Here is a 13244-nt window from a genome sequence, read left to right on the forward strand (position 1 = left end):
GCTTGCGCTGGCCGAACCGCTGCGGCTCGCGCTCAAGGGAGAGACGCTTGCCGTGGAACGGCTGGCGGTCGATTTCACCAGCCCGACGGGCCCGGGTTCGCTGACGGGCAATTTTTCGCTCCGGCCGCGGGCGGCGCAACTGACGCTTGATGCCGCGACGCTGCCGCTCGCGATCCTGACGCCGCTTTTGCCGAGCGATGCGGCGTCGGGCACGGTTTCGGGCCGGGTCGCGCTCGACACGCAGCGCGAACAGGGCGAGGTTGCGCTCCGCTTTTCGGCGGTGCGGCTCGGCGATGCCGAACTCGACATCCGGCCACCCTTCGACGCAACGCTTGACGGCGCCTGGGCCGGGCGGCGGCTCGACGTGAAAGCACTGGCGCAAGGCGTTTCGGAAGAGCCGTTCCGGCTCGAGGCCTCGCTGCCGCTGATGCGCGATCCCGCCGGCGCCTGGCCCGTGCTGCCGGCGCGGGGGGCCGTCAACGGAAACCTCACCTGGCACGGGCCGATGGCTTCGCTGATGGCGCTCGCCGACCTGCCCGGGCAGCGGCTCGCGGGCGACGCCGAAATGGCTCTGAGCGCGACCGGCGATATTTCGGCGCCGGTCTTTTCGGGCAAGGCGCATCTCACCAATGGCACGTTCGAGAATTTCGCGACCGGCACGGTGCTGCGCGATCTCGAAATCGGCATCGAGGGCGCGCGCAGCGAGAGGCTGAGTTTCACGCTCGGCGCGCGCGACAACAGCGCGGGGCGGCTCACCTCCGAAGGCACGATCACGCTTGCGGCCGATGCGGCGCGGGCCGTCGACATCCGGACGCGGTTTTCGAGCCTGCAGGTGGCGCGGCGGCAGGACCTCGTGCTGTCGGTCAGCGGCGATCTCGACCTCGGCGGCGCCGCGCTGCCGCCGACGGAGACCGACCCGCTGAAACTTTCCGGCGCGCTGACGACCACGGAAGCGCATTTCCGCGTGCCCGAGCAGTTGCCGCACAGCGTGCCGCAGATCGCCGTGGTGACGGTCAACGATCCCGACGAAGCGGCCGCCGCGCAAGCGGCCGAGGCGGCGGTGCCGTTTCCTGCCGAACTCGACCTCGCGCTTTCGATCGGCAATCCGCCGGCGCAGGTCACCGGGCGCGGCGTCAATGCCTTGTGGACCGGGGCGCTGACCGTGACGGGAACGGCGGATGCGCCCCGCGTCACCGGCACGCTCAGCAGCCTGCGCGGCACGCTCGATTTCGCCGGCAAGAGTTTCACGCTGTCGCGCGGGCTCGTGACCTTTCGCGGCGAGACGCCGCCCGACCCGACGGTCGACATCGCGCTCGACTACACAAGGTCCGGCTTCAAGGCGACGGTCGCCGTGACCGGGCGCGGTTCGGCGCCGCAGATCGCGCTCACCTCGCAGCCGGCACTGCCGCGCGACGAAATCATTTCGCGGATCCTCTTCGAGAAGGGCGTCGGCGAACTCTCGGCCATCGAGGCGGCGCAGCTTGCCAACACGGCCGCCCAGCTTTCCGGCGCCGGCGGCGTCGGCGGCTTCGGGTTGCTCGGGCAGATGCAGCAATCGCTCGGCCTCGATGTGCTGCGCGTCGACCAGGGGGCGTCGGGCGCGACGACCGTGGCGGCGGGGAAATATCTGCGCGAGGGGTTTTACGTCGGCGTCGAACAGGGCGCGCTTGCCAGCGATTCATCGGTGAAGGTCGAGATCGACCTCACCGACAATATCAGCGTCGACACCAGGATCGGGCAGGACGCCTCGAGCGGCGCCGGCCTCAACTGGAAATGGGACTACTGAGACAGGCTCAGGGCGTGACGCCGTCCGTGGTGATGGCGCCGCTGGTGAAATCGTTGATCCTGTCGAGCTGGTCGCTCTTGCGAATCTTTTCCTCGCGCTGCCGGCGCTCATATTCCTCGGCATACATTTCCGCTTCGTGGACATCCTGCGTGTCGTATTCCGCGTCGTAGTCCGAGCGGAAATTGACCGGCGGGGAATCGACCGGGTCCGAGGTTTCGTAATGGATCTCCGCGTCGGCCGGCGGCGTCTCTTCCTCGGCCATGGCCGGTAGAGCGGCGGCCGTTCCGAAAAGCGCAAGCGCCGTCAGCACCGCCAGAGAGCGTTTGACCTTCGCCCGGGGAAACGCGTTTCCGTTCATCCGACACCACTCTTTCTGCACCGCCGCCAGCCCGTCCATGGACCGTTCCTTACCGGAACCATACAGGAAAGCCGGACGGTTCGACACAGCGGGATTCGGCGCGAAACGGCCAGAAGGTTAATGCCCGCGCGGGCACATGCGGCGGACCGGGCGGACGATCTGCCGCACCCGGCGGGCGCGCGGCGGACACTCTGTCGCGGCGTCACCGGCCCGAAAATAGGTACATTTTTTCTGTGGGTATTGCCCGGTCAAGGCCCCCGAAGAGGGGCAAAGCAGAAACGATCCGCGAGCGGCGAGGAACATGACGAAGGTCACCTATATCGAGTTCAACGGCACCGAGCACAGTGTCGACGTCGCCGACGGGCTGTCGGTGATGGAAGGGGCGGTGCGCTACACCATTCCGGGCATCGAAGGCGATTGCGGCGGCGCCTGCGCCTGCGCGACCTGCCATGTCTATGTCGAGGAGGGCTGGCTCGACAAGGTCGGGCCGATGGAAGAGCTCGAGCGCGACATGCTCGATTTCGCCTTCGACGTGAAAGAGAACAGCCGCCTTTCCTGCCAGATCAAGATCGACCCGTCGCTCGACGGGCTCGTCGTCAAGACGCCCGCGCGCCAGTACTAGCGGGCACGAAATTCACCGGCCGCAACAAGAAGGACAAGGCGGCCATAGTCAGGAGGAAGGCCATGAGCGCGAAAGCGAAAGAAGACTGGAAGGTGACGATGACACCGGACGATATCTACCGCAATCCGATGGATATCGCCTGGACCTTCAACTACATCTTTTCGGAAGACAAGGTCGAGGATCTCTACAAACGCGCCAAGCAGAACCAGTGGGATTCCGACGATCTGCTGCCCTGGGACACGGTCGTCGATCCATCGCGCCCGCTGATCGCCAATGACAGCGACATCTATCACAAGATGCCGTTCTTCAAGCGGCTGTCGAAATCGCAGCAGGAAACCTTCACCGCGCATTCGACGGCGCAGCTCCTGTCGCAGTTCCTGCATGGCGAGCAGGGCGCGCTGATGACGGCGGCCTGCGTCACCCATTCGGTGCCGGATGCAGGCGCGAAGCTCTATGCCGCCACGCAGACGATGGACGAGGCGCGGCATGTCGAGGTCTACGCGAAATATTGCGACAAGATCGCGCTGATCTATCCGATGTCGCCCTGGCTGAAGCAGCTGATCGACGTGACGCTGCAATCGGACCGCTATGAAAAGGTCATGATCGGCATGAACATGATCGTGGAAGGCCTCGCGCTTGGCGCCTTCAACAACATGTACCGCACGACGACCTGCCCGCTTCTGAAGCAGCTCACCTTCAACGTGATGCGCGACGAGAGCCGGCATGTCTCGTTCGGCCATGTGTTTCTCGGACCTGTGTTCAAGAAGATGCATGCCGACGATCTCGAAGAGCTCGCCGAATTCGCTTTCCAGGCCGTCAATATTCTCGTCAAGGCGCAGACGGCCGGCACGATCGCCAACAAGGTCGATCCGGGCTTCATGCAGGTGCTGGAGAACAGCGGCATCGATGCCGATGATTTCTTCAAGGGCCTGAAGGAAGCCGAAGAGGCGGGCATCACCGGCCAGCTCCCGCCCGGCCAGGTCCATGCCCTGAAGGATCTGATGATGCCGGCGCTGGCGCGGGTCGGGCTGCTGACCCCGACGGCGCGCAAGAAATACGACGAGGCCGGCATTCCCGTCTTCGACGACATCCGCGTGCTGCAGGCGATGGAAGGCGGCCATCCGACGGGGGCCGTCGCAGCAGAGTGAGCAAGACGGGCGGCAATGTTCCGGCGGCCTCGCGCCGCCGGCGCATCGCCGGGTTTTCGAGGCCGCACCTATCTGGAGAGAAAGCAAGATGAAGAAGACACCGGATAGAGGCGCGCGCGACGACGGGCAGCCGGATTTCCACCGCGTCCTGGTCGAGAGCATTCCCGAGGCGATCATCGTGTCGACGCCCGCCGGCGAGATCACCTATTTCAACCCGGCTTCCGAACGGCTGCTCGGCTACAAGGCCGCGGAAGTGATCGGCAAAAGCATCACCGTGCTCGTGCCGCAACAGCCGGGTCGCCGCGCCGATCCCGTCAAATGGCTGGCGCGCTGGGCGGCGGAGCCGGAACACGAGCAATCGCGCTTTCTCGACCTGATCGGGCGGCGCAAGGACGGGCACGAGATGCCGGTCGATGTGCGCGTGGTCGAAGCGCGCATTGCCGGCGAACCGCGGTTCCTCATCACCGTTCGCGACAACAGCGTGCGACGGCAGGAGCAGATCGCCTACAAGGAGCGGAACCTTCTCTTCTCGCGCATTCTGATGGTGGCCGAAGGCGGCATCGTTTCCGTCGATGCAGAGCAGAAAATCACTTTCTTCAATCTCAAGGCCGAGAAGATGTTCGGCTATCGCGCCGAGGAGGTGCTGGGACAGAAGCTCGACATGCTGCTGCCCGAACGGGCGCGGAAGCCGCATGCGGGGCAGGTCAAGGCCTTCGGTACCTCCAAGGATGCCTCGCGCTGGATGAGCGACCGTGGGCCGGTGACCGGACGCCGGAAGGATGGCAGCGAATTTCCGGTCGATGCCACGATCACCAAGGTCGAGACGGGCGGCAAGACCACCTACACGGCGCATCTGCGCAACAATGCCGGCAAGACGACCCGCGTCGCGCGGACGGGTTAGGCGACGCGCCGATGTTTCAGGGCGCGTCGGCCACCTTCACGACGAGCTTGCCGATATTGCCGCCGTCGAAGAGCTTGTTGACGGCGGTGGGTGCCTCTTCGAGACCATCGACGATCGTCTCGCGGTGCTTCAGCTTTCCCTCCGCCACCCATTGCGCGAGCTGCATGGTGCCTTCGGCGAATTTGGCCATGAAATCGATGACGATGAAGCCGCGGACGGTGATGCGGCGCATCAGGATCGGCGAGAAGTCGGCACGCATGGCCGGGTCGCCGGTGTTGTAGCCGGAAATCATGCCGCAGAGAGGCATGCGGCTGAACAGATTCATGCGCGCCATCACGGCTTCCATGATTTCGCCGCCGACATTCTCGAAATTGACGTCGATGCCGTCGGGCGTCGCGGCCGCGAGCCCGTCGCGCCAGTCCTTGCGCTTGTAGTCGACCGCGGCATCGAAGCCGAGATCGTCGACGAGGTGGCGGCATTTGTCCGGCCCGCCGGCAATGCCGACGGCGCGGCAGCCCTTGATTTTCGCAATCTGGCCGACGACCGAACCGACCGCACCGGCAGCGGCGGAAACGACGACCGTGTTGCCGGGCTGCGGCTGGCCAAGTTCGAGCAGGCCGAAATAGGCCGTGAGCCCCGTCATACCGCAAGCGCCGAGCATGGTGGGCAAGCCGACCGGCAGGCCCTTCGGGAGCACGCCCATCGCGTTCGCGCCTTCATCCGCGATGCAGTAGTCCTGCCAGCCGGTGAGGCCGCTCACATGATCGCCTTCCTTGTAGCGCGCCGAATTCGACTTCACGACGATGCCGATGCCGCCGCCGCGCATCACCGCGCCGATCTCGACGGGCGGCATGTACTGATCCATGTCGCTCATCCATATCCGGTTGGTCGGATCAAGACTGAGATAGAGAACGCGCACCAGCGCCTGACCGGGGCCGGGCTCGGGGATCGGCTCTTTCACCAGATCGAAATTCGAGGTTTCGATGCGGCCCGTCGGGCGCGACTTGAGACGGAACTGGCGGTTGACGTCGTTTTTCATGTTTTCTCCCCTGCCCATATCACGGCATCACGATTTCGAACCAGAAGTCGAAGCGGTCGAGCAACGACAGAAAATCGGCGAAAGCTTTCGCATCGCCTTCGATCGACAGTTTCTTTTCCGCGAGCGCCGCTTCGAGCGTCGCCTCGCCAATGACCAGTTCGGCCAGCGCGGTCCGCGTCAGCGAAACCGATATGGCGCCCGATGCCCGCTTGTCCTTGTAGTGATGCAGCACGGCGTTTTCCAGCGTCAGCAGGAAGGTCTCGCCGGTGTCGGCGAAGGCAATGTTGAACGCCAGCGCGCGCGCCCCGGCCTTGAGGCCGTTCAGGCGCACGGAGAGCGAGTCCAGCAGCTGCTCGGCGGGGAGCGTGCGAAGCTGGCCGGCGGCGCCCTGGCGCGGCACGTCGGAGGGCGGGCGCGGGTTTCTGAGTTCCATCGCCGCCGTCAGATAGAAGCCGCGCCACGGACCGGACTCCGCCTGATAGCCCATCTGTTCCAGCGCATCGGCCTGCAAATGCCGCGCGTCCGCATTCGACGGATCGGCAAAAACGAGATGATTGACGATTTCGGCGACCCAGCGATATTCGCCCTTGTCGAAAGCCGTGCGTGCCTTTTTCAGCAGCGCATCGGCGCCGCCTGCGAGATCGACATAGCGTTTTCCGGCTTCGACCGGCGGCAGCTTGTGCAAATTCGCCGGATTGCCGTCGAACCAGCCGAGATAGCGCTGATAGACGGCCTTGGCGTTGTGATTGAGCGTGCCGTAATAGCCGCGCGTGTACCATTCGCTCGCAAGCGTTGGCGGCAGCGCCAGTTCCTCAGCGATTTCGAGCGGCGTCAGGCCATGATTAGCCATGCGCAACGTCTGGTCGTGGACATATTTGTAAAGGTCGCGCTGCTTTCTCAGAAAGGCGACCGAGGCATCGCGGCCCCAGCGCGGCCAGTGGTGGCTCGCGAACAGAACATCGGCTTCGGCGCCGAAGAGATCGATCGCCTCGTCGATATAGTAACTCCAGGACTTCGCGTCGCGCACCTGCGCGCCGCGCGGCGTGTAGATGTTGTGAAGCTGGCAGGAGCAGTTCTCCGCCATGCAGAGCGCCTTGAATTGCGGGAAGTAGAAATTCATTTCCGCCGGCGCTTCGGTGTCGGGCGTGACCTGGAAGACGATCTCGACGCCGTCGACGACAAGCCTTGTCCCCGTTTCGGCGATGCTGACGGTGGGTGGCACGAGGCTCACCTGCCCCATCGAAACCGTCTTGCCGAGCCCTGCATCGACATGGCCTTTGGGGCCGCGCGGCAGCAGCGCGCCATACATGTAGGTGGCGCGGCGGCCCATCGCGTTGCCGGCCAGAACGTTTTCGCTCACCGCCTCTTCGAGGAAACCCTCCGGCGCGATGATCTGGAGGCCGCGTTCTATGTCCGCATCGCTCAAGACGCCATAGACGCCGCCATAGTGATCGACATGGCTGTGGGTGTAGATGACGGCCGTCACCGGCTTGTCGCCGCGATGCTCGCGCATCAAGGCAAGCGCCGCCGCAGCCGGCTCGGCCGAAATCAGCGGGTCGATGACGATGTAGCCGGTATCGCCTTCGATGAAGGTGATGTTCGACAGGTCGAAGTTGCGCACCTGATAGATGCCGGGGACAACTTCGAAGAGGCCGTGGACCGCGTTGAGCTTCGCCTGACGCCAGAGGCTCGGATTGACCGTGTCGGGACAGCCGGTGCAGCCGTCATGCGCGGTGTCGATGAAAGAGAATGTGCCCATGTCCCAGACGGCATGACCGGCGGCGTTCAGAACCTTCGCATCGGGAATGGTGCCGATGAAGCCCTTGCGGGCAAGCGCGAAATCGTCGGGTGTGTCCGCCGGCAAGCCCGATACCAGCGCCGCATGCGCGTGGCGCGTCGCTTCGGTTGCGTCTTTCGGATATTCCATGATGCCTCGCCCGGTCCCTGTCCGCCGTTGACCGGCGGTCATTCTGGCGGCCACCCGGATAAATGGCGGCGCGCGGTGGGGAGAGACTACAGGCTCGGCGCGCGGCGGCAAGACCCGGCGGCAGCCACGATCCCGCGGAGAATCACGGCTCTATTTCGGTGCGCATCGAAAAATCGGAGACGAGAAGCATCATGTCGATATTGCTTCCCTCCTTGCTCAGCGGTGCCAGCAGGAGCTCGAAGCGGATAAAGGTCTTGTCTTCGTGCAACACATTGCCGATGGCGCGGATCGGACCGCCATGTTCGATCATCGCGCGGGCGACGCCGCGCCAGCGTTCGAGAATCTCCGGCGCCAGCCTCGTCGCCAGCGGACGGTTGTGGATCGGTCCGAAAACCTCTTCAAAGCGCGCGCCGGCCAGCCGTGGGAACATGTCCACGCTGCCGTCCGGCCGAGGCGTCAATTCGAAGAGGCAGAGATGCGGCAGGAGGGATGCGATTTCCTCGGGGCGTATGTCGCTGCGCAAGGGCATCGGCCGGCCGGCCGCCTTCTTTCGCCAATAGTCGAGCCCGGCACGCGGCTTCGATGCCTCGAAGTTCAGTTCCGTATCGACGTCGATCGGGGGCAACTCTATCGGTTTGCGATGAGCCCCCTCGTTTCCAGTCGCCATTCGCCCTCGATTTTCCGGTCGCCAGATCCCTTCGGGAGCCTAGTACAGGACCGGGGAATGGCAAAATCGGGATTTCGGCAACGCTCCGTCCCGGGATAAATGCCGGCGGACCGGGGCAAAGTCATGCTGTTCGGACGACGTCGAGCTTCAACTCCTCAATCATGGCGTCCCTGATCTGGAACTTCTGGACCTTGCCGGTCACCGTCATCGGGAATTCGGTCACGAAGCGGACATAGCGCGGCACCTTGTAATGCGCGATCTGGCCCTTGCAGAAGGCCTTGACCTCGTCTTCCGTCGCGCTTTCGCCGGGTTTCAGCTTCACCCAGGCGCAGATTTCCTCGCCATATTTCGGGTCCGGCACGCCGACGACGGCGACGTCCTCGATCTTCGGGTGGCGGTAGAGATATTCCTCGATCTCGCGGGGATAAACGTTTTCGCCGCCGCGAATGACCATGTCCTTCAGCCGGCCTACGATGTTGCCGTAACCTTCGGCGTCGATAGTGGCGAGGTCGCCGGTATGCATCCAGCCCTCGGCGTCGACGGCTTCTGCCGTTTTTTCCTTGTCGTCCCAATAGCCGATCATCACGGAATAGCCGCGGGTGCAGAGCTCGCCGGGCTCGCCGCAAGGCACAGTCTTGCCGTCGAGATCGACGATCTTGCATTCGAGATGCGGCTGGACGCGGCCGATGGTCGAAACACGGCGTTCGAGCGGATCGCTTTCACCGGTCTGGAAGCTGACCGGGCTCGTTTCGGTCATGCCGTAAGCGATTGTCACATCGCGCATATGCATGCGCTCGATCACCTGCTTCATCACCTCGACGGGACAGGGCGAACCGGCCATGCAGCCCGTGCGCAGCGATGAGAGATCGAATTTCGCAAAGTCGGGATGACCCAGCTCGGCGATGAACATGGTCGGGACGCCATAGAGGCCGGTGCAGCGTTCCTTTTCGACCGCCTGCAACACCGCCAGCGGATCGAAGGCTTCCGCCGGATAGACCATGGTCGCGCCATGCGTCAGGCAGCCGAGATTGCCCATTACCATCCCGAAGCAATGATAGAGCGGCACAGGGATGCAGAGCCGGTCGCCCTCTTTCAAGCCAATCGAGCGGCCAACCATGAAGCCGTTATTGAGGATGTTGTGATGCGAGAGCGTCGCGCCTTTCGGCAGGCCGGTGGTGCCGCTGGTGAACTGGATGTTGATGGCGTCGCGGCAGTCGAGCTTATCCGCAAGGGCGGCGACCGAGGCGCGATGCGCGTCCGTTGCGAGGCCCGCCACATCGTCGAATTGCAGCCAGCCGGCGCGGCGCTTGCCGCCGATCTGGATCGCATGTTTCAGATGCGGCAGCTTCGCCGACGAGATTTCGCCGGTGGCGCGCGCGATTTCCGGCGCCAGCGTCTCGACCATCTCGACATATTCGGATGTCTTGAAGCGCTCGGGCGCGATCAATGCTTTCACGCCAACCTTGTTCAAGGTGTATTCGAGTTCGGAGAGGCGATAGGCCGGGTTGATGTTGACAAGAATGATGCCAGCCTTGGCGGTGGCAAACTGGGTCAGTGTCCATTCGGCGCAATTGGGCGCCCAGATGCCGACACGGTCGCCGCGCACGAGGCCGAGCGTCAGAAGCCCGGCGGCCAGCGCCTCGGCCTTGTCGGTCAGCTCGCGGTAGCTCCAGCGGATGTTCTGATGGACCGAGATCAGCGCCTCGCGGTCCGGCCATTTGACAGCGGCGGCGCTGAGCGCCTGACCGATGGTTTCCTCGCGCAAAGGCGGCGCGTCGGCGCCGCGGACATGAGATATGCCCGGCGTTACCGACCTGCCCGTTTCGCTCTTTCCCATGACGGTCCTCCCGACCTCCCCGTTTTCGTTCAGCTTTTCAGGTCTTCGATATCCTTGTAAAGCTCCAGCGCTTCGGGGTTTGCCAGCGCTTCGCGATTTTTGACCGGCCGGCCATGCACGATGTCGCGCACGGCAAGCTCGGTGATCTTGCCCGATTTGGTGCGCGGAATGTCGGCGACGGCAACGATTTTTTCCGGGACGTGGCGCGGCGAGGCGCCTTCGCGGATACGGCCACGGATGCGGGCGCGCGTGGCCTCGTCCAGCGCATGGCCCGGTTTCATCACCACAAAGAGCACGACGCGCACATCGCCAGCGAAATCCTGGCCGATGGCCAGCGCTTCCTGCACTTCCGGCAGTTGTTCGACCTGGGCATAAATCTCGGCGGTGCCGATGCGGACGCCGCCCGGATTGAGCGTCGCGTCGGAACGGCCATGGATGACGATGCCGCCGTTTTCGGTGATCTCGGCGAAATCGCCATGACACCAGACGCCCGGAAAGCGCTCGAAATAGGCGGCGCGGTATTTGGTACCATTGTCATCGTTCCAGAAGCCGACCGGCATGGAAGGAAAAGGTTCGACGCAGACGAGTTCGCCCTTCTCGCCCGCGACCGGCCTCCCCTCCTCGTTCCAGACCTCGACCGCCATGCCGAGGCCCTTGGCCTGTATCTCGCCGCGATGGACGGGGAGTATCGGGCTTCCGAGCACGAAGCAGGAGACGATGTCGGTGCCGCCCGAGATCGAGCAGAGAGCGACGTCCTTTTTCACATCCGCATAAACATAGTCGAAGCTTTCGGCGACGAGCGGCGAGCCGGTCGAGAGGATCATGCGCATGGATGCGAGATCATGCGTCTCGCGCGGCGTCAGGCCCTCCTTCTTGATGGCATCGATGAATTTCGCCGAGGTGCCGAAGACATTGATTTTCGCTTCGTCGATATAGTCGAAAAGGACGTGAGGTCCGGGCGCGAAGGGCGAGCCGTCGTAAAGCGCCAGTGTCGCGCCGGCGGCCAACCCCGAGACCAGCCAGTTCCACATCATCCAGCCGCAAGTGGTGAAGTAGAAAAGCCGCTCGCCGGCACGGAGATCGCCATGCAGGCGATGTTCCTTCAGATGCTGCAGCAGCGTTCCGCCAGCCGAATGGACGATGCATTTCGGAACGCCGGTGGTGCCGCTCGAATACATGATGTAGAGCGGATGCGAAAATGGCAGGCGCGCGAAACTGAGCGGCGTGTCGGGCGCGGATGCCAGCACGTCCGGCCAGTCGGTTGATTTCTCGAGATGTTTTTTGCCTTCGCCGATGAAAGGCACGACGACGACATGCTCGAGCGACGGCAGGCCGGCGATGATTTCGGCGAGCTTGTCGTGTGCGGGCAGGACCTTGCCCGCATAGCGGTAGCCGTCGCAGGCGATCAGTACTTTCGGCGCGATCTGGCCGAAACGGTCGAGCACGCCCTTGACGCCGAAATCGGGCGAGCAGGAGGAAAAGACCGCACCGAGGCTGGCGGCGGCGAGCATGGCGACAATGGTTTCGGGGCAGTTCGGCATGAAGGCGGCGACGCGGTCGCCGGGCGCGACGCCCCATGATTTCAACGCCGCTGCAAGGCGCGCGACATCGGCGCGGAGTTGTGCGCGGGAGACCGGCGCCGCCATACGTCCTTCATTGTTGAAGAGAAGTGCCGGTGCGTCGCCCTCGCCGCGCAGCAGGTTTTCGGCGAAATTCAACCGCGCCTCAGGGAAGAAGCGTGCGCCGGGCATCTTGTCGCCGTCGAGCAGCGTGACGCCGCCCTTGCCGCCGATGACGGCGCTGTCGTCCCAGACTTCGTTCCAGAAGAGACCCGGATGGACGACCGACCAGCGATGCAGCGCCTCGTAACCGTTGAGCGCTGTGCCATGATTTTCGTTTACCCGCACCATGAATGCCGCCATGGCCGAAGCGGCGACACGCTCGGGCGTGGGCGACCAGAGCGGCGCGCTCATTTTTCGGCTTCCTCGAAGGCGACCAACACCGCGCCGGCCTCGATCTGATCGCCGACAGCCACATTGACGGCGGCGACCTTGCCATCGGCGGCGGCCAGCAGCGTCTGCTCCATTTTCATCGCTTCCATCACGACCAGCGCCGCGCCTCTTTTGATTGTCGCGCCGGTTTCGGCCATTACCTGCACGATCTTGCCGGGCATCGGTGCTTTCAGCGCGCCGGTGTCGGCATCCGACGCCACGTCGACATCGAGCGGATTGACGACGGTGAATTCGGTCGCGATGCCCTCATGGATCAGCGTGAAGCCGCTGCCATTGGCGACAAAAGCGGCGGCGAGGCGCGTGCCGTCGACGGTCGCGGACAGAGTTCCATCGGCCGTCATCGCCGCGTTCGAGACGGTGGAGGCGCCGTCATTGACGCGGATGAGGCCCGGATCGGCGATGTCGGGCTCGATCTTCACGCGGTGCGACGACCCGCCGACGACGAGATCGATCGTTTCGGCGCGGCGGCCGCCCAGCACCCATTGATCGGTGGCGGACCAGGGATCGGCGCCGGCCGTGCGTTCGCGCGCCTTCAGATATGCGGCGGCGGCCAGCGCCAGAATGCGCGGCGAGGGCTCGGAAGGCGGCAGCAACGCATCCAGATGGCGGTCGATGAAGCCGGTGTCGATGTCGCCGTCGATGAAGGCGTCATGGCCCAAAGTCTCGATCAGAAAGCCGAGATTGGTTTTCGGGCCGGCTACTTCCATGCCGGCGAGAAAACTCTTCAAGGTTCTCAATGCGATGCGGCGTGTTTCGCCATGGGCGATAATCTTGCCGATCATCGGATCGTAGAACATCGTCACCTCGTCGCCTTCGCGCACGCCCATGTCCATGCGGACATGCGGCATGTCGGCGGGGGCGCGCAGGCGGGAAAGCCTGCCGGTCGAGGGGAAGAATTTCTTCGCCGGGTCCTCGGCATAGAGGCGGACCTCGACCGCGTGACCCTT

11 protein-coding genes are annotated in these 13244 nt (G+C 64.1%); 4 read left to right on the forward strand and 7 right to left on the reverse strand.

Annotated features, from left to right (window positions below):
* A partial coding sequence (locus WEB61_RS12605; protein ID WP_368064687.1) for a translocation/assembly module TamB domain-containing protein occupies positions 1 to 1786 on the forward strand: 1786 nt, incomplete at its 5' end.
* Positions 1787 to 1793: 7 nt separating this feature from the next.
* On the opposite strand, the gene WEB61_RS12610 is transcribed toward WEB61_RS12605, so the two are convergent.
* Entirely contained in the window at positions 1794 to 2183 is a 390-nt protein-coding gene (locus tag WEB61_RS12610; protein WP_368064688.1) for a hypothetical protein, read from the reverse strand.
* A gap of 262 nt (positions 2184 to 2445) precedes the next feature.
* Between WEB61_RS12610 and WEB61_RS12615 the strand changes: the two genes are divergently transcribed.
* The 3 genes from WEB61_RS12615 to WEB61_RS12625 all read left to right on the forward strand — a co-directional run bounded on the left by WEB61_RS12615 (position 2446) and on the right by WEB61_RS12625 (position 4815).
* The gene (locus WEB61_RS12615; protein WP_368064689.1) at positions 2446 to 2766 is read left to right on the forward strand and encodes a 2Fe-2S iron-sulfur cluster-binding protein; all 321 of its coding nucleotides are present in this window, start codon (positions 2446 to 2448) and stop codon (positions 2764 to 2766) included.
* A 62-nt stretch (positions 2767 to 2828) separates the two neighbouring features.
* Complete coding sequence (locus WEB61_RS12620) at positions 2829 to 3914, forward strand: ferritin-like domain-containing protein (RefSeq protein ID WP_368064690.1); 1086 nt, start codon at positions 2829 to 2831, stop codon at positions 3912 to 3914.
* An 88-nt stretch (positions 3915 to 4002) separates the two neighbouring features.
* Positions 4003 to 4815 (forward strand): PAS domain-containing protein, encoded by an 813-nt coding sequence (locus WEB61_RS12625; RefSeq protein ID WP_368064691.1) that lies wholly within the window; start codon positions 4003 to 4005, stop codon positions 4813 to 4815.
* A 16-nt stretch (positions 4816 to 4831) separates the two neighbouring features.
* Here WEB61_RS12625 and WEB61_RS12630 read toward each other — a convergent pair whose 3' ends face one another.
* The 6 genes from WEB61_RS12630 to WEB61_RS12655 form a co-directional block, all read right to left on the reverse strand.
* Positions 4832 to 5854, reverse strand: a complete 1023-nt coding sequence (locus WEB61_RS12630; protein WP_368064692.1) for an NADP-dependent oxidoreductase — start codon at positions 5852 to 5854, stop codon at positions 4832 to 4834.
* 19 nt (positions 5855 to 5873) lie between these two features.
* Positions 5874 to 7781, reverse strand: a complete 1908-nt coding sequence (locus WEB61_RS12635; protein WP_368064693.1) for an alkyl/aryl-sulfatase — start codon at positions 7779 to 7781, stop codon at positions 5874 to 5876.
* 142 nt (positions 7782 to 7923) lie between these two features.
* A complete protein-coding gene (locus WEB61_RS12640; protein WP_368064694.1) occupies positions 7924 to 8448 on the reverse strand; it encodes a PAS domain-containing protein in 525 nt (174 codons plus the stop codon).
* A 121-nt stretch (positions 8449 to 8569) separates the two neighbouring features.
* Positions 8570 to 10285, reverse strand: coding sequence for an AMP-binding protein (locus tag WEB61_RS12645; protein ID WP_368064695.1), 1716 nt, complete (start codon positions 10283 to 10285; stop codon positions 8570 to 8572).
* 29 nt (positions 10286 to 10314) lie between these two features.
* Positions 10315 to 12258 (reverse strand): acetoacetate--CoA ligase, encoded by a 1944-nt coding sequence (locus tag WEB61_RS12650; RefSeq protein WP_368064696.1) that lies wholly within the window; start codon positions 12256 to 12258, stop codon positions 10315 to 10317.
* Positions 12255 to 13244: biotin/lipoyl-containing protein (locus WEB61_RS12655; protein ID WP_368064697.1), on the reverse strand; the 990-nt coding region annotated here is incomplete at its 5' end. The genes WEB61_RS12650 and WEB61_RS12655, both read right to left, overlap by 4 nt.

The organism is Parvibaculum sp. (assembly GCF_040882025.1).
Classification (GTDB): domain Bacteria; phylum Pseudomonadota; class Alphaproteobacteria; order Parvibaculales; family Parvibaculaceae; genus Parvibaculum.